This window comes from Acidovorax sp. sif0632 (assembly GCF_019218805.1).
Lineage (GTDB): Bacteria > Pseudomonadota > Gammaproteobacteria > Burkholderiales > Burkholderiaceae_C > Acidovorax > Acidovorax facilis.
The window spans coordinates 489095-504606 of record NZ_JAHUWW010000003.1 but is presented as its reverse complement, the minus strand read 5'-3'; the positions used below and the strand labels follow the sequence as shown (position 1 = coordinate 504606).

Annotated in this window: 18 protein-coding genes and 1 tRNA gene; 10 read left to right on the top strand and 9 right to left on the bottom strand. The window is 61.0% G+C overall.

Annotation, left to right across the window (positions count from 1 at the left end; all coding sequences use genetic code 11):
• Nucleotides 1–476 precede the first annotated feature (476 nt).
• The 10 genes from thrS (at nucleotide 477) to KW832_RS12300 (ending at nucleotide 9970) form a co-directional block, all read left to right on the top strand.
• Nucleotides 477–2396 (top strand): threonine--tRNA ligase, encoded by a 1920-nt coding sequence (gene thrS, locus KW832_RS12345; RefSeq protein WP_218300097.1) that lies wholly within the window; start codon nucleotides 477–479, stop codon nucleotides 2394–2396.
• Between the two features lie 80 nt (nucleotides 2397–2476).
• Nucleotides 2477–3085 carry a translation initiation factor IF-3 gene (gene infC, locus KW832_RS12340; RefSeq protein ID WP_370628706.1) on the top strand — a complete coding sequence of 203 codons (609 nt, stop codon included), beginning with the start codon at nucleotides 2477–2479 and terminating at the stop codon, nucleotides 3083–3085.
• A gap of 182 nt (nucleotides 3086–3267) precedes the next feature.
• On the top strand, nucleotides 3268–3471 hold the full coding sequence (gene rpmI, locus KW832_RS12335) for a 50S ribosomal protein L35 (RefSeq protein ID WP_055402683.1): 204 nt from the start codon (nucleotides 3268–3270) through the stop codon (nucleotides 3469–3471).
• A 24-nt stretch (nucleotides 3472–3495) separates the two neighbouring features.
• The gene (rplT, locus tag KW832_RS12330) at nucleotides 3496–3855 is read left to right on the top strand and encodes a 50S ribosomal protein L20 (RefSeq protein ID WP_121420463.1); all 360 of its coding nucleotides are present in this window, start codon (nucleotides 3496–3498) and stop codon (nucleotides 3853–3855) included.
• A 111-nt stretch (nucleotides 3856–3966) separates the two neighbouring features.
• Nucleotides 3967–5019 carry a phenylalanine--tRNA ligase subunit alpha gene (gene pheS, locus KW832_RS12325; protein ID WP_056063795.1) on the top strand — a complete coding sequence of 351 codons (1053 nt, stop codon included), beginning with the start codon at nucleotides 3967–3969 and terminating at the stop codon, nucleotides 5017–5019.
• 124 nt (nucleotides 5020–5143) lie between these two features.
• A complete protein-coding gene (pheT, locus tag KW832_RS12320; protein ID WP_218300096.1) occupies nucleotides 5144–7591 on the top strand; it encodes a phenylalanine--tRNA ligase subunit beta in 2448 nt (815 codons plus the stop codon).
• A gap of 25 nt (nucleotides 7592–7616) precedes the next feature.
• Nucleotides 7617–7943 carry an integration host factor subunit alpha gene (locus tag KW832_RS12315; protein WP_035198379.1) on the top strand — a complete coding sequence of 109 codons (327 nt, stop codon included), beginning with the start codon at nucleotides 7617–7619 and terminating at the stop codon, nucleotides 7941–7943.
• A 97-nt stretch (nucleotides 7944–8040) separates the two neighbouring features.
• Complete coding sequence (locus tag KW832_RS12310; protein WP_055402676.1) at nucleotides 8041–8481, top strand: MerR family transcriptional regulator; 441 nt, start codon at nucleotides 8041–8043, stop codon at nucleotides 8479–8481.
• 30 nt (nucleotides 8482–8511) lie between these two features.
• Nucleotides 8512–8588 (top strand) — tRNA-Pro (locus KW832_RS12305).
• 164 nt (nucleotides 8589–8752) lie between these two features.
• Nucleotides 8753–9970 (top strand): integrase arm-type DNA-binding domain-containing protein, encoded by a 1218-nt coding sequence (locus KW832_RS12300; RefSeq protein ID WP_218300095.1) that lies wholly within the window; start codon nucleotides 8753–8755, stop codon nucleotides 9968–9970.
• Nucleotides 9971–9994: 24 nt separating this feature from the next.
• Here KW832_RS12300 and KW832_RS12295 read toward each other — a convergent pair whose 3' ends face one another.
• The 9 genes from KW832_RS12295 to KW832_RS12255 all read right to left on the bottom strand — a co-directional run bounded on the left by KW832_RS12295 (nucleotide 9995) and on the right by KW832_RS12255 (nucleotide 15512).
• On the bottom strand, nucleotides 9995–10738 hold the full coding sequence (locus tag KW832_RS12295) for a hypothetical protein (RefSeq protein ID WP_218300094.1): 744 nt from the start codon (nucleotides 10736–10738) through the stop codon (nucleotides 9995–9997).
• A gap of 84 nt (nucleotides 10739–10822) precedes the next feature.
• Nucleotides 10823–11080 carry an AlpA family transcriptional regulator gene (locus KW832_RS12290; RefSeq protein WP_218300093.1) on the bottom strand — a complete coding sequence of 86 codons (258 nt, stop codon included), beginning with the start codon at nucleotides 11078–11080 and terminating at the stop codon, nucleotides 10823–10825.
• A gap of 12 nt (nucleotides 11081–11092) precedes the next feature.
• Nucleotides 11093–11893: a DNA cytosine methyltransferase gene (locus KW832_RS12285; protein ID WP_218300092.1), complete on the bottom strand. Its 801-nt coding sequence runs from the start codon at nucleotides 11891–11893 to the stop codon at nucleotides 11093–11095.
• A complete protein-coding gene (locus KW832_RS12280; protein ID WP_218300091.1) occupies nucleotides 11893–12552 on the bottom strand; it encodes a hypothetical protein in 660 nt (219 codons plus the stop codon). Before KW832_RS12280 ends, KW832_RS12285 begins: the two co-directional genes overlap by 1 nt.
• A gap of 23 nt (nucleotides 12553–12575) precedes the next feature.
• Nucleotides 12576–12839: a hypothetical protein gene (locus KW832_RS12275; protein WP_218300090.1), complete on the bottom strand. Its 264-nt coding sequence runs from the start codon at nucleotides 12837–12839 to the stop codon at nucleotides 12576–12578.
• Nucleotides 12836–13051, bottom strand: a complete 216-nt coding sequence (locus KW832_RS12270) for a hypothetical protein (RefSeq protein ID WP_218300089.1) — start codon at nucleotides 13049–13051, stop codon at nucleotides 12836–12838. Before KW832_RS12270 ends, KW832_RS12275 begins: the two co-directional genes overlap by 4 nt.
• Nucleotides 13048–13278 carry a hypothetical protein gene (locus tag KW832_RS12265; RefSeq protein ID WP_218300088.1) on the bottom strand — a complete coding sequence of 77 codons (231 nt, stop codon included), beginning with the start codon at nucleotides 13276–13278 and terminating at the stop codon, nucleotides 13048–13050. Before KW832_RS12265 ends, KW832_RS12270 begins: the two co-directional genes overlap by 4 nt.
• Before the next feature lie 21 nt (nucleotides 13279–13299).
• The gene (locus KW832_RS12260; RefSeq protein ID WP_218300087.1) at nucleotides 13300–15174 is read right to left on the bottom strand and encodes a replication endonuclease; all 1875 of its coding nucleotides are present in this window, start codon (nucleotides 15172–15174) and stop codon (nucleotides 13300–13302) included.
• Nucleotides 15174–15512, bottom strand: a complete 339-nt coding sequence (locus tag KW832_RS12255) for a hypothetical protein (RefSeq protein WP_140426694.1) — start codon at nucleotides 15510–15512, stop codon at nucleotides 15174–15176. The genes KW832_RS12260 and KW832_RS12255 overlap by 1 nt, the downstream gene beginning before the upstream one ends.

The window sequence follows — 15512 nt, the reverse complement described above, 5'->3', positions numbered from 1 at the left end:
CGCAATCGGTGCTAGCGGGGTGCTGTTGCTTGACGCCCGTGTTACCGGGACGCCTGGCTTGGTGACACCCTAGTGCAGGACTTTCTCACATTTCGACGCACCGACTGTAGTTGCCAGATTGACTACCGCCAAAAATCATCGCACAGTTTTGCTCATGGGGCGGGCGTGTTCATGGGTGCTCCAGTTGTGTAAGCGAAACGTCTTTGATGATGTGCGCAAGCGCGTTGTCTGGGCAATCGATCCCGGGGCGGGGGTAAAATGCCAAAAATTCCACTTACAAGAGCGAGAAAGGCAATCTGGTTATGACACCGCGAACTACATCGGAGATGTTGACTGGCCGTTAAGGCTGGCTGTTCGCGCCTGCACGAGATTGCACTCCTCATCCAGAAAGCGCGGACCCGTTCCGCGCTTTTTTGTTTCTGGGCCTGGCGCGTGCCCGCATCCATTGCACTGATTGAAAAGAAAGAGTTACTCCCATGATTCACATCACGCTTCCTGATGGCTCGCAGCGCCAATTCCCGGGTCCTGTCACGGTGGCCGAAGTGGCGGCCTCTATCGGCACCGGTCTGGCCAAGGCGGCTCTGGCCGGCAAGATTGACGGCAAGGTGGTGGACACCAGTTACCAGATCACGGCCGACAGCCCACTGTCCATCATCACGGCCAAGGATGCCGATGGCCTGGAGGTCATTCGCCACTCCACAGCCCACTTGCTGGCCTATGCCGTCAAGGAGCTGTTCCCGGAAGCCCAGGTGACCATCGGCCCGGTGATCGAGAACGGTTTCTTCTACGACTTTGCGTACAAGCGCCCCTTCACGCCTGAGGACCTAGTGGCCATCGAAAAGCGCATGGCCGAACTCGCCGCCAAGGACGAGCCCGTGGTACGCCGCGTTCTGCCGCGCGACGAGGCCGTGGCCTATTTCAAGAGCCTGGGCGAGCACTACAAGGCCGAGATCATTGCGAGCATCCCCAGCAATGAAGACGTGAGTCTGTACCGCGAAGGCAACTTCGAAGACCTATGCCGTGGCCCCCACGTGCCCAGCACGGGCAAGCTGAAGTTCTTCAAGCTCATGAAGGTAGCGGGCGCCTACTGGCGTGGCGACCACCGCAACGAGATGCTGCAGCGTATTTATGGCACGGCCTGGACTTCCAAAGAAGAACTGCAGCAGTACCTCACCATGCTGGAAGAGGCCGAAAAGCGCGACCACCGCAAGCTGGGTCGTGAACTGGATCTGTTCCATATGGATGAGCATTCGCCCGGCACCGTGTTCTGGCACCCCAAGGGCTGGGCTTTGTGGCAGGAGGTGGAACAGTACATGCGCCGCGTCTATCGCAATAACGGCTACCAGGAGGTGAAGGGTCCGCAGATCCTGGACAAGAGCCTGTGGGAGAAAACGGGCCACTGGGACAAGTACCGCGACAACATGTTCACGACCGAGTCGGAAAAGCGCGAGTACGCGCTCAAGCCGATGAACTGCCCCGGCCACATCCTGATCTACAAGCAGGGGATCAAGAGCTACCGCGACCTGCCATTGCGCTACGGCGAGTTCGGTGCCTGCCACCGCAATGAGCCTACGGGCGGCCTGCACGGCATCATGCGCGTGCGCGGCTTCACGCAGGATGACGGGCACATTTTCTGTACGGAAGAGCAGGTGCTAGAAGAGTGCGCCAACTACACGGCGCTGGTGCAGAAGGTCTACAAGGACTTTGGCTTTACCGACATCATCTACAAGGTGGCCACACGGCCCGAGGCACGCATTGGCACGGACGAGTCGTGGGACCGCGCGGAGAAGGCGCTGATGGATGGCCTGCGCCATTCGGGTTGCGAGTTCGAGATTGCCGAAGGCGAAGGTGCGTTCTATGGTCCGAAGATCGAGTACACGCTCAAGGACGCGCTGGGCCGTCAATGGCAGTGCGGCACGATGCAGATCGACCCCAACCTTCCCGAGCGTCTGGACGCCGAATACGTGGCCGAAGACGGCAGCCGCAAGCGCCCACTGATGCTGCACCGTGCAACCGTGGGCAGCATGGAACGGTTCATTGGCATGCTGATCGAACACTATGCCGGGGCGTTCCCGGTCTGGCTCGCTCCGGTGCAGGTTGCGGTGCTCAACATCACCGACGCACAGGCCGATTACTGTCGCGAAATTGCCGCAAAACTGCAAAAAGCACTTCCGAATCAAGACCTTAGGGTGGCGGTCGATCTGCGCAACGAAAAGATTACGTATAAAATACGTGAGCATTCGTTGCAAAAGCTGCCGTACATCCTTGTCGCGGGCGACAAGGAAAAGGCCGCAGGAGCCGTCGCAGTGCGCGGCCGGGGCAATCGTGACCTCGGCGTGATGTCTGTTGAAGCGTTCGCTGAGCTGATCGCCCAAGACATTGCCACCAAAGCCTGATTTTTAGTGAAAACATGCTTCGGCGCCTGCCATGTGTACGGTTGTAGCTACAAAGTTTGTAGTATTTTGATTGAAGGAAGATAGCCATCGCTACTGAATTTCGTGATCGTCGCCACCGTGAAGAGCGCAAGCACCGCCTGAACCGTGAAATCATGGCTCCGGAGGTCCGTCTTTCGGGTCCTGATAACGAGCCTTTGGGGGTTGTCAGTCTGATGGAAGCCCTGCGCATGGCGGGCGAGTTGGATGTGGATCTGGTGGAAATCGCCGCTACGGCGAACCCTCCAGTGTGCCGCCTCATGGACTACGGCAAGTTCAAGTACCAAGAGCAAAAGCGTGCGGCGGAAGCCAAAGCCAAGCAAACGGTCATTGAGATCAAGGAAGTCAAGTTCCGTCCGGGCACGGACGATGGCGACTACAACATCAAGATGCGTAACATCCGCCGTTTTCTGGCGGATGGCGACAAGTGCAAGATCACGCTGCGATTCCGGGGGCGCGAAATCACGCACCAAGAACTGGGCTTGGCTTTGCTGAACCGGATTCGTGACGAATTGGCAGACAGCATCATCATCGAGCAGTTTCCCAAGCTGGAAGGCCGCCAGATGATCATGATGATTGCCCCGGGCAAGAAAAAGCCTGCTGGTGCCAAGCCAGCAGCAGAGGTTGCTCCGGCAACGGGCACCGCAGTCTGAAGTTGTGCGGGTTGGTATGAGATTTTGAATGCTGCTCCGTCATCGGGGCAGGGTTCAAAAAGGCAGTGTTTCGGCACTGCTGAGCGAAGGGTGCGAACCCTTCGATAAAAGTGGCTCGGGGCCAACAAGTTTGCAGATCGGTTTGCAAACGCCTCACGAGCACAAACAAAAGGAGCATTCACATGCCCAAAATGAAGACCAAGAGCAGCGCGAAAAAACGTTTCCGCGTTCGTCCCGGTGGCACCGTCAAGCGCGGTCAAGCCTTCAAACGTCACATCTTGACCAAGAAGACCACCAAGAACAAGCGCCACCTGCGTGGTGCAGTTGCTGTGCATGAGACCAACATGGGCTCGATCGCACAAATGCTGCCCAGTGCTGGCCTTTAATAACGACGAACAAGGAGTACATACATGCCTCGCGTCAAACGTGGTGTAACGGCCCGTGCCCGTCACAAGAAAGTTCTCGCCCTTGCCAAGGGCTTCCGTGGTCGCCGCGGTAATGTCTACCGTATCGCCAAACAGGCGGTAATGAAGGCTGGGCAATATGCCTACCGTGACCGCCGCACCAAGAAGCGCGTGTTCCGCCAGTTGTGGATCGCCCGTATCAACGCCGCTGCCCGTGAACTGGGCCTGACCTACAGCCAGTTCGCCAACGGCCTGAAGAAGGCATCCATCGAGATCGACCGCAAGATGCTGGCCGACCTCGCCGTGCACGACAAGGCTGCCTTTGGCAGCATCGTGAACCAAGTCAAGGCCAAGCTGGCTGCTTGAGATCACGATGAGCGGCTATCGTTCTGATAGCTGCTTGCGCAATAACAGCAAGGGCTAGAGCTTGAAAAGGCGCTAGCCCTTGTTTATTTTTCACGAGCGATAAAGAGTCGTATGAACGAGTTGGATTCCCTGGTCGAGAGCGCGACGCAACTGTTTGCCCAAAGCGCCACCCCCGCTGATCTGGAAAACGCCAAGGCGCAGTTTCTGGGCAAGTCGGGCCGCGTGACCGAGCTGATGAAGGGCATGGCGCAGCTGTCCGTCGAGGAAAAAAAATCCCGTGGCGCAGCCATCAATGTGGCCAAGCAAGCCATTGAAGCCGCACTGACCGCACGGCGCCAGGCGCTGGCCGACGCAGAATTGCAGCTTCAGCTCAAGGCCGAGGCATTGGATGTGAGCCTGCCAGGCCGCCAGCGCGGGCAGGGTGGTCTTCACCCGGTGTCCCTCACGCTCGAACGCATCCAGGGCATCTTTGGCTCCATGGGTTTTGACGTCGCCGAAGGCCCCGAGATCGAAACCGACTGGTTCAACTTCACCGCATTGAATACGCCGGAAGACCACCCTGCGCGGTCCATGCATGACACGTTTTATGTCGAGGGCGGCACTGCCACTGCCCCCAACCTGCTGCGCACGCACACCAGCCCCATGCAGATCCGCCACGCGGTGCAGCATGTCAAAAAGCACCGGGCTGCGCTCGATGCCGGTCAGGCGATGCCCGAGATCCGCGTCATTGCCCCCGGCCGCACCTACCGGGTGGACAGTGACGCCACGCACTCGCCCATGTTCCACCAGTGCGAAGGCCTGTGGATTGGCGAAAACGTGAGTTTCAAGGATCTGAAGGTCATCTTCACGGATTTTTGCCGCACGTTCTTCGAGAGTGACGACCTCGTGCTGCGCTTCCGTCCCAGCTTCTTCCCCTTCACGGAGCCCAGCGCCGAGATCGACATCCAGTTCCAGACGGGCCCATTGGCCGGCCGTTGGCTGGAGGTGGCAGGCTCGGGCCAGGTGCACCCCAACGTGGTGCGCAACATGGGCCTCGACCCCGAAAAGTACATCGGCTTTGCCTTTGGCATGGGACCGGACCGCCTGACCATGTTGCGCTATGGCGTGAACGACCTGCGCCTGTTCTTCGACGGCGACATTCGTTTCCTGTCGCAGTTCCAATAAAGCAAAAAAGTGAGCTGCTAGCGCTTGATTTCAATGGGTTTCATCGCCTTTTGACATTGAAATAAAGAACAAACAAGCGCAAGCAGCTATTTTTTCAGAGCAAACGCCAAAGAATCTCTTCACTATGCAATTCCCTGAGTCCTGGTTGCGCGAATTTTGCAACCCACCGCTGACCACCCAAGAACTGGCCGACACGCTGACCATGGCGGGTCTGGAAGTTGAAGAATTGCGGCCCGTGGCGCCGCCTTTCACGAAAATTGTGGTCGGCGAAATCAAGGAAGCCGTTCAGCACCCGGACGCCGACCGCCTGCGCGTGTGCCAGGTGGACGTGGGGCAGGGGGCCTTGCTGAATATCGTGTGTGGTGCTCCCAACGCCCGTGTGGGCATCAAGGTGCCTTGTGCGCTGGTGGGGGCCGAACTGCCGCCGGGTGATGACGGCAAGCCGTTCCTCATCAAGGTGGGCAAGCTGCGCGGTGTGGAAAGCCAGGGCATGTTGTGCTCGGCGCGCGAACTCAAGCTGTCCGAGGACCATGGCGGTTTGCTCGAACTCGATGCTTCTGCGCCGGTGGGCCAGGACATCCGTGAACACTTGAACTTGGATGACACGCTGTTCACCCTCAAGCTCACGCCCAACCTGGCGCATTGCCTCAGCGTCTATGGGATTGCACGCGAAGTGTCCGCACTGACCGGGGTGCCGCTGCAGCAACCCTCGTTCCCCGCCGTTGCTACCAAGCTTGCCGACCGGTTGCCGGTCAAGGTGAGCGCTCCTGACCTGTGCGGCCGCTTCTCCGGTCGCGTCGTGCGCAACGTGAACACGCGGGCTGCCACGCCCCAATGGATGCTGGATCGCCTGGCCCGTTGCGGCCAGCGTGGTGTGTCGCCGTTGGTGGATATCTCCAACTATGTGATGTTTGAGCTGGGGCGCCCATCTCACATTTTTGATCTGGACAAGATCCACGGCGGCCTGGATGTGCGCTGGGGCAAGCCCGGTGAACAGCTCAAGCTGCTCAACGGCAACACCATCACCGTGGACGACAAGGTGGGTGTGATCGCCGACGACAGCCAAGTCGAGTCGCTGGCGGGCATCATGGGCGGCGACGCCACGGCAGTGTCCGACGATACCCAGCACATTTACATCGAGGCCGCCTTCTGGTGGCCCAAGGCGGTGGCAGGGCGCTCGCGCCGCTTCAGCTTCTCGACCGACGCAGGCCATCGCTTTGAGCGGGGTGTGGACCCGAGCCTGACAGTGGAGCACATCGAGCGCATCACACAGCTTGTGATTGATATCTGCGGTACGCCTGACACGGTATGTGGCCCCATGGATGATCAGGCGGTGAATCTGCCGGTACCCCGGCCGGTCGCACTGCGTGTCGCACGTGCGGCCAAGGTCATCGGTATGCCCCTCACCCAGGCGCAATGCGCTGATGCATTGCAGCGTCTGGGGCTGCCCGTGGTGCAGGGCGAGGGTACGCTCACCGTCACGCCACCGTCGTTCCGGTTCGACGTCACGATCGAGGAAGACCTGATCGAAGAAGTGGCGCGCATGGTGGGTTACAACAACCTCCCCACCACCCCACCGCTGGCGCCCATTACGCCCAAGTTGCCGGCCGAGGCCACGCGCAGCCCGTTTGCGGTGCGCCGTTCATTGGCAGGCCTGGGGTACCAGGAGACGATCAACTTCAGTTTTGTGGAAGAGCGTTGGGAGCACGAACTGGCCGCCAACACACAACCCATCAAGCTGCTGAACCCCATTGCAAGCCAGATGAGCGTGATGCGCTCTACCTTGCTGGGTTCTCTGCTACAAGTTTTGAAGTTCAACCTGGACCGCAAAGCACAGCGTGTGCGGGTGTTCGAACTGGGCCGCGTGTTCCTGCGCGACGCGAGTGTGCGCAACACGGACACCACCGTGGAGGGCTTTCATCAGCCTATGCGAGTGTCAGGCCTGGCGTATGGCCCGAACGACACCTTGCAATGGGGCCGCAAAGAGCAGGCTATCGATTTCTTTGACGTGAAGGGCGATGTGGAGGCGCTCCTGGCGCCTGTGGAGGCCATGTTTGAACCTGCGACCCATCCTGCCATGCACCCCGGCCGGTGTGCGCGCGTGCTGGTGAATGGGCGTGCCATAGGTTTTGTGGGCGAGTTGCACCCTCAGTGGCGCCAGTCGTGGGATTTGCCACAGGCGCCTGTGATGTTCGAGCTGGAGCTCGATGCCGTGCTGCAACGCGTAGTGCCCCAGTTCAAGCCAGTGGCCAAGCATCAGGCTGTTGAGCGTGATCTGGCCGTAGTGGTGGCCGAGCGCGTGACGCACGCCGACATCATGGGTGCGGTGGAGCAGGCCGTTCCCGATGGCATGCTGCGGTCTGCCGTGCTGTTTGACGTGTACCGGCCCAAGGCACTGCGTGCCGGTGAAGAGACCCCCGCAGGTGGCCTGGCTCCCGGCGAGAAGAGCTTGGCTGTGCGTCTCACTCTGGGGCGTGACGAGGCCACGCTCACAGAGGCCGAGATCGAGGCGGCGGTGCAAGCCGTGGTCGCACAGCTGGCGCAGCGTGCGGGCGCACGGCTGCGGATGTGACGATGTCCAAAGGGAGTGATAAATCATGATCGAATTCGCAGTCGAAAGCCTGGAGACCCCAGCGCTGACCAAGGCGCAGCTGGCCGATCTGCTGTTCGACCAAATCGGCCTGAACAAGCGCGAGTCCAAGGACATGATCGATGCGTTCTTTGACCTGATCTCCCAGAGCCTTGTGGAGGGCAAGGATGTCAAGTTGTCGGGCTTCGGCAACTTTCAGATTCGGACCAAGGCTCCACGACCTGGTCGTAATCCGCGCACGGGCGAGGCCATTCCGATCAAAGCACGCCGGGTCGTGACGTTTCATGCCAGCAGCAAGCTCAAGGAGCAGATCCAGACGGCCGCTGCCTCGTGAATTTGTGCGCTTTTTGTGACCAGAATGTTGCCGATGGCTGGCGGTCTGTGCGCGTCTGCAGTACGCTAGTCGGCTGTTCGGTTTGAATCCACAACCCATGGGCACCCCGCTTCCTTCCATCCCTGCCAAGCGCTACTTCACGATTGGTGAGGTCGCGGAGTTGTGTGGCGTCAAGCCCCATGTTTTGCGCTATTGGGAGCAGGAGTTCACGCAGTTGCGTCCCATGAAGCGGCGCGGCAATCGGCGCTATTACCAGCACCATGAGGTGTTGATGATCCGCCGCATCCGCGATCTGCTGTACGACCAGGGGTTCACGATCAGTGGTGCACGCAATCGTCTGCAGGAGCTTGCGCATCCGGCCCGCGATGATTCCGGAACCGACGCTGCATTGAATGGTGATGGCCTGGATTCCCAGATGCCCAGCATGCTGGTGGATAGCGCGCGTGACCTTTCCATCGAGGCGATGGGGTTCACCCTGGACTCCAATGCGGTGCGCAAAGAATTATTTGAGATTCGTGCGCTGCTTTCTCTGAACTGAGGTTTTTTGTGCATATAATCTAAGTCTTGTCGGCGTGTAGCGCAGCCTGGTAGCGCACTTGCATGGGGTGCAAGGGGTCGCGAGTTCGAATCCCGCCACGCCGACCATTTATTCAACCGCCAGCGTCCGTAGAAATCCGGACCTGGCGGTTTTCTCTTTTGTGGCGCGGCTTTTCGCGTTCGGCATCGTCCGCCAGCGTCCGCAGGCAGCCGCCTATACTTTGGGGCAACTATTGGGGCAGCAATTGCCCCATGCCTCGGAGTTGCCCCACATGCCCCTCACAGACGCCGCAATCAAGGCGGCCAAGCCCTCGGAAAAAGCTCGCAAGCTGTACGACGCTGATGGCCTATACCTTGAGGTCGCCCCATCGGGCGGCAAATGGTGGCGTTTCAAGTACCGCATCGACGGCAAAGAAAAGCGCCTGAGCCTTGGGGTGTATCCCGAGGTGTCACTGCTGCAGGCGCGCAAGGCCCGCGACGATGCGCGCCGCCAGGTGGTGGACGGCATCGACCCCTCGGCAAACCGCCAGGCGCAGAAACGGGCAAGCGCGGTGGCGGCCGATAACTCCTTTGAAACGGTGGCCCGCGCCTGGCATGCGAGCTGGGCGCGCACGCGCACCAAAAAACACGCGGACCAGGTGCTGCGCCGGATGGAGTTGGATGTTTTCCCGCAGATTGGCGCGCTGCCCATTGCCTCGATCAAGGCGCCGCAGATCGTGGCCCTAGCCAAGAAGGTTGAACAGCGCGGCGCGCACGACCTAGCGCGGCGCGCAATCCAAATTTCGGGCCAGGTGTTCCGCTATGCCCTCGGCCACGGCCTGGCCGAACACAACCCATCGGGCGACATACAGCCTGGCGACGTGCTTGCGCCGGTGCGCGAGCAGAACTATGCGCGGGTGGATGTGGCGAAGTTGCCACAGCTGCTACGCGACGTGGACGACTATCGGGGCCACGTTCGCACTCGCTTGGCCATCCATCTGATGGCCCTCACGTTCGTGCGCACCAGCGAGCTGATCAAAGCGGAATGGGTGGAATTCAATCTGGCGGCATCACAGTGGCGGATACCTGCCCCACGAATGAAGATGAAAACGGAGCACATCGTGCCCCTGTCGCGCCAGGCTGTTGAAGTGCTGCAGGCGCTGCAGCTGGTTGGCACTGGCAATGCCCTGCTATTCCCCGGTGGCCATGATCACGAAAAGCCCATGAGCAACAACGCAATCTTGTTTGCGCTATACCGCATGGGCTACAAAGGGGAAATGACCGGCCACGGGTTCCGCGGCATTGCTTCGACGGTTTTGCATGAGCTTGGCCAGGAACATGCCGTAATTGAACTACAGCTAGCGCACCAAGAGCGAGACCGCGTGAGCGCCGCATACAACCACGCACAGTATCTGCCCCAGCGCACCGCATTGATGCAGCTGTGGGCGGATCATCTTGACGGGATGCGCGGCCGGCCCATCACACTACCTATTCGTGCAGCGTCAGTTTGAGTAGTAGTGCGCCACCCGCAATAGTTACACCTTCCCTATTGCTTTCGCTTTGGGAAGGGCCTTAGCCTTTTCATCCTTGCTGATACCTTTGCCAAACCGTTCCATCTTGAAGTTCAAAAGATCGTTGGGGAAGGCTCTAACAAGCAGCGCTTCTATGTCGTCGACCATTTCGGGAATGATTTCGTAGGCACTGAAATATGCCGCCAAATCATGTAAGCGCAGCATCCGGTCGTGCGGCTGTCGTACATACTGATGCGCTGGTTTGAACTCCACGTTGTTGATTGGGTGTTTAACCAGAGTCATCACTTGAGTGCTGCGATCCCGGTTGAACGCGAGATTCATCTCTTTCCAGATGTTTTGCTTCTTCGTCTGCCCCGCGTAGAGCGCTCTTCCCCGGGTGTCATAGAAAATATAGATACCCGCCTTGGTTGCATTGAGCACCTTTTGTAACTCAGTGCTATATCGCCCTTTGTCTGCAGCCGCATCAAATACTCGCAGTTGATTTCCTCCCGTCTTGGTGGGGGTGGGCGTGATTGGGAAGAACTCAACAATTGCTCGAATTGCGGTCCGGTGAATGTGCTGCTTCGTGTGCTCCGTGGCCTTCGAAACGATGTTTGCGACTTGAAGTGCGCTCAGCTCCTTGCCTTCGCTGCGCCAAGCCTGCATCTGTATTTTTCTCATACCGAGCGCTTGGGCCAACTCGACGTCAGTCTGACTTTGGAGTTTTTTTTCAAGATGTCTGAACAAATCGCCTGCATTGATTGACATTCGCGTCCCTCCGTTGGTGTTCCATTTACAGTCCATCATCGCTGGTGACTAAAGCCTTGTCGATGAATTCATAGTGGGCAATTTCTAGGAAATGGGTCTACGGCTTTGCATGAGCGCTGATACCAGCGACTTCACCTCTTCTTGTCTGAATCCCCGAATGGCTGCATCGTTAAAGGCTTGTACCTCGTTAGCCGGCCAGGCGGATGCGCGGGCACCCAGCTTGATGGGCGGAGTGAACAGCCCATCCTTGATGCGCTCATAGAGGGTAGTGCGGCCCACCCCAGTGGCTTGCAGCACGCTCGGCAGGCGCAGCAGAGGCACGACTTTTTCAACGGTTTGCATGTCGTTGTCCCTTCATGGTGCGCATTCCATTACTGCCGCGATGAAGACGCGCGCCGCTTCTGCGTTGATGGCGTTGCCGTAGGCGCGCAGACGTCCCACGCGGGAGGGAGCCCCATGAGCCAGCGGGAATGTGAAGGGTTCAACTGGCCTCTCACCATCGTCGCATTTGACCCATTCGGCGTTTTCCCAAAATCCGTTTGTTTGACCAGCCACACGACCCGACCCAGCAACGAGTTCAGCGGCACATTTGCCTGAAAGCCACCATCCTTCCAATCTCGCGTTGTTGGCGTGGGCCACCCAGTACGCCCTGTCTCTGATGTGCGGCGCACCGACGCCCGCAGACGGGAACGGGACCGCCCCGAAGCTGTAACCCAAGGCTTCCATGTCAGTGCATACAAGGTCGATCCAAGGGTTTGCATCTTTACTTGCAACCTGCTCTCCAAGGACCGTTGGAGGACTTCGCTCGCCGATGAGGTGGTGGAAGGCGGGCCAGAGATGCCGCTCGTCAGCAAACCCAGCGCCTTCGCCTGCCGCGCTGAAAGGTTGGCACGGACAGGAACCAGTCCAAACAGGTCTGTCATCGGGCCAGCCTGCGAGCCGGAGGGCATAGGACCACACTCCCACTCCGGCGAAGAAGTGGCACTGCGCGTATCCGTCAAGGTCGCTCGGTCGAACATCTTCAATACTCCTATCGTCAACATCGCCCGGCGCGATGTGCCCCGCAGCGATAAGGTTGCGCAGCCATTGAGCTGCATATTTGTCAAATTCGTTGTAGTAGGCGGGCTTCACTGCAACCGTTGTCGCGGCCTTCATTAAGCGACCTCTGCCATTGATCGGTCGCAGGGTGCAAGCACCAGCACTTCCAGAAAGTCGATGCACTCCATCACTGCAGTCGCCAAGCCTTCCAGCGAGCCAGAGTTCTCGATGTCCGCGTGCGACTTGATGGTGAGCACTGGCGCGCTGTCGGTGGGCTGCCCTGTCGCGGCGGCCAAGTCAATGCGGTGCACTCGCACCACCTTGGCCCCCAGCCGGCGCAGCATGGTTTCTTGCGTCGTGCTGGCTAGGTCGGGCACGACGATGCGCGACCAACCACAGCTCAGCAGCCGCCCGATGTGGCGCTCAACCTGGCGGCAGTAGTAATCGGGGATGAACCGGCAACGGAACTCCGACCAACGCTGCATGGCCCATGCCGGGGTGCGCGGCGGCGGCAGGATCTCGCCACCATCCGTGAGCCACAGCATGAAAGCAGGGTCGCTGCAGACTCCCGCAGCCAGGGCGTTCAAAGGGGTGTTGTGCAAGTGGGGTTCAGACAGCAAGCGCACGTCAAGGCGCCAGGCTTGTGCAACGTCGCGCCGCACGGCCTCGGTGAACGACACCACCGCGAAGCCCTGGCCAGGGGCCAGCATCGAGGCAATGGTCTTTTTGCCGGCGGCAGGCTTGCCGGTGAGGGCAACTATCAGGGGTTGTTTCATAGGTTTCTCTCTGTGCATGTGAATCAGTCGTCGAGGTCGCCAGCTGCAGCCCGCTTGTGGTCAAAGCGAGGCGGGCGCATGGCCATCGGTGGGACAGGGGGCGGCGAGCGGGCCGCAGCCTTCTCGGCGGCAACGCGCGTCAGAAACGTGGCCTGCAGGCGAACCAGGCGCATGCGCACCGGGTCAACCATCACGGCTTCGAAGTCGGAGGGCCATTCGCGGCAGGCGGGCAGACGGACCATGGACTGCAGTGCGGCGCGCAAGGCGTCGGCGGTAGGCGCTGTCATGCCGTGGCGCTCCATGCGTCCATGTGCATGTGGGCAGCGCCAGGGCCGCAGGCTTCCACGCAGCTGCGGGCAGTGGCCACCGGCTGCACGCCGAATACCTGGCGCACGGCCGGGGCGTGGCAGTGGCGCACGCCGTCGCGCTCGATGCCGTGCACGCACAGCGCGCAGCCGCGCAACGGGGGCACCAGCTGTGCCAGGGCCTGTACGTTCACGCGGCACCCCGCACCCGCCTGGGCATGGCCACCACCACGGCCGCCGCCGTGTCCGCCTCGGGCTCCAGCTCCAGCGCCTGCTGGGCGGTTTCCGCGTCGCGCTTCGCCTTGGCCATGGCACGGCGGGCACGCTTGAAGGTTTCCGAAATGTCCGTGCTGCTGGCGTTGCGATACCGGAAGCGCGGATTGGTGAGGCCCAGCGTGGGCATGGTCAGTTTTGCGGGCACGGTCATACCTCCTGCAGTCGTTCAGGGTTGAAAAAACTCGGGGGAAGGGTGGGCAGCGGGCCGCTGGGGTGGCTGCTGCGGGTCGGGTTCTGGGGTCCAGTCCTCTTTTTCGTGACGGCCCCGGCCCAAAAACGCTCTGCGTAGTTCGCCGGTCAGGCGCGCTCTACAGTTATTGAAACAAGTCCAAGGCGCCGACTTCGCGGCGCGGGCCTCGGGGTCCTGGCGGCCATCGGCTACCCGGTTCCACGACTGGCGGCGCGAGATCAGCCACCGGCCCGACTGCAGCGCCAGGCCTACGGCCACCTTCTTTTCCACGTCCTCGCCGTAGCGGTTCGTGGTCTGGGTTTCGCGGTGCGCCACTGTCATGGCCCACTCGCCGCGTTTGCGGCATGGGCCGCCCATCAGCTCCATGAACCGGCGCCAGTCGGCCTTGATGGTGCCCACCTTGTGAACGGCCCCATAGATTTGCCAGGCGATGGTGTCGCCCTCGATGCGGGCCTGCTCCACCTGATCGTGCGTTACGCGGCGCATTTCGCGCCAGGCCACCACGCTGGGCTGGCCAATGGGCTGAAACTGCCGGATACCCCAGGTCGCGGCCCAGGCATCCACCCGCACATAGCCGGGCACATCGCCCGCATCCACGTCGAACAGCTGGCCCTGCGCGTGGCCCTCGCCCTGGCCGTCCAGATGGTTGATCTGGTACGACCCGCCCACGTTCTTGGCCACGTATTTGGCGATGTAGGCAGCAGCGCCGCCAGCGTCCAGCCACTTCACGTTCACCCGGTTCTTGCGGGCTCCTGGCTGGCGCGTCTGTAGGTGCGCGCGGGTCTTCTTGCACTTCACCTCGGGGAACTCGTCGTCCTCGGGCTTGAGCCAGTGCTGGCGGATGATGACCGACGCCAGCCGCGCCTCTTCACGCGACTGGAACCAGAAAAGCGAATGCCAGTGTGGGCATCCATCGTGGTGTGGCTCGGCCACGCGAAAGCCGTAGAACCGAACGCCCGCCTTGTCCAGCGCTGCGCGGGCATCGGCCCACCGCTTGCACAACCAGGCCTGCCCCTCACGAGGGCTTGATCCGTCATATTTGGGGTTCTTGCGCGACGCCAGGCGCGTGCCCTTTGGGGGCGCCAGCATGGCGTGGAACCGGCTTGGCAACGTCTGCGTAAAGAACAGGCCCACATGGCCCGCCGCATCGGCGTATTCCTCGCAGCCGCGAATGCGCACCATCAGCTCGCCCCGCCGCACGTCGCGGTCAGACACGCCCAGCTTTGCCAGCTCGCCCAGGCGGTACACCTGCCCAGCCTCATTGCGCACCAGGGTGTGCTCCATCATGGCCGCAGCGCGGGCCAGCTGCTGCTGGCGGTTCTCCACCGCCGCGTTGCTGCAGTAGCCACCCTTCTGGTGGTTCACCACACCCAGCTTGATGGAGCCCAGCTCGCGCACGCGCGCTACCCGCTGGCGCAGGCGCTTGCGCCAGAAGGCCGCGTCCTGCCCCTTGCCAATCAAGCCCTTGATGGTGTCAGCCTCTGGCGGGTCCACGTCCATCAGCTTGCAAGACGTGCGCACCAGCACCACCTGCTCGGCCTCGGTCAGCGGCTCGGGCCAAAGGTCCATCAGGCGCGCAACCCCACCGGCCACTGCATCCGCCCATTCGCAAATGTCCGAATCGCTCATGCTCAAGCGCAGTGCATCGCCGTGCTCGGCCTTGAAGGCCTGCAGGCGCTCCAGCCAGGCACTGTTGCGCTGCCATACAGGGGTATCCGGTGGCGATCTGCGCAGCTCGGCCACGCCCTCGGCCCATTGCGTAGGCAGGGTGGCCGTGAGCTTGGCGGCCAGCGTGTTGGCCTGCCACCGCTCCACGGTGCTCCAGTCTTGGTACTGATTGCGCTTGGCCATCACCACCGCCCCGTCAGTGCATGCAGGCGGCTGAATTCGCGCCGCGCAAACCGGGCCTCAGCCTTCAAGGCCACGCGCTCGGGCTCGGGCAGTTCGCGCCAGTGGCGTTGAGCCAGCGCACCCAGGTCGCCATCCACACCGGCCAGCAACATCAACGCCATGCGGTGCGTTTCAGCCAGGCGCGCCCACTCGCGGGACTCCGCGTCCGACCACCGCTTCTGGCTGGCCACTTTCACGAACTCATCACGTAGGGAGCCATTGCCCACCCCGAACAGGCGCGCGTAGTGCACCTGTGCAATGGGTGAATGCAGCGGCTCGGGGCGCATAGCCTCAGACAT

Bases quoted from the DNA above. Each gene is read 5' to 3' on its own strand.
- thrS (WP_218300097.1), top strand. From the start codon at position 477: ATGATTCACATCACGCTTCCTGATGGCTCGCAGCGCCAATTCCCGGGT.
- rpmI (WP_055402683.1), top strand. From the start codon at position 3,268: ATGCCCAAAATGAAGACCAAGAGCAGCGCGAAAAAACGTTTCCGCGTT.
- rplT (WP_121420463.1), top strand. From the start codon at position 3,496: ATGCCTCGCGTCAAACGTGGTGTAACGGCCCGTGCCCGTCACAAGAAA.
- pheS (WP_056063795.1), top strand. From the start codon at position 3,967: ATGAACGAGTTGGATTCCCTGGTCGAGAGCGCGACGCAACTGTTTGCC.
- pheT (WP_218300096.1), top strand. From the start codon at position 5,144: ATGCAATTCCCTGAGTCCTGGTTGCGCGAATTTTGCAACCCACCGCTG.
- KW832_RS12315 (WP_035198379.1), top strand. From the start codon at position 7,617: ATGATCGAATTCGCAGTCGAAAGCCTGGAGACCCCAGCGCTGACCAAG.
- KW832_RS12310 (WP_055402676.1), top strand. From the start codon at position 8,041: ATGGGCACCCCGCTTCCTTCCATCCCTGCCAAGCGCTACTTCACGATT.
- KW832_RS12300 (WP_218300095.1), top strand. From the start codon at position 8,753: ATGCCCCTCACAGACGCCGCAATCAAGGCGGCCAAGCCCTCGGAAAAA.
- KW832_RS12295 (WP_218300094.1), bottom strand. From the start codon at position 10,738: ATGTCAATCAATGCAGGCGATTTGTTCAGACATCTTGAAAAAAAACTC.
- KW832_RS12290 (WP_218300093.1), bottom strand. From the start codon at position 11,080: ATGCAAACCGTTGAAAAAGTCGTGCCTCTGCTGCGCCTGCCGAGCGTG.
- KW832_RS12285 (WP_218300092.1), bottom strand. From the start codon at position 11,893: ATGAAGGCCGCGACAACGGTTGCAGTGAAGCCCGCCTACTACAACGAA.
- KW832_RS12280 (WP_218300091.1), bottom strand. From the start codon at position 12,552: ATGAAACAACCCCTGATAGTTGCCCTCACCGGCAAGCCTGCCGCCGGC.
- KW832_RS12275 (WP_218300090.1), bottom strand. From the start codon at position 12,839: ATGACAGCGCCTACCGCCGACGCCTTGCGCGCCGCACTGCAGTCCATG.
- KW832_RS12260 (WP_218300087.1), bottom strand. From the start codon at position 15,174: ATGGCCAAGCGCAATCAGTACCAAGACTGGAGCACCGTGGAGCGGTGG.
- KW832_RS12255 (WP_140426694.1), bottom strand. From the start codon at position 15,512: ATGTCTGAGGCTATGCGCCCCGAGCCGCTGCATTCACCCATTGCACAG.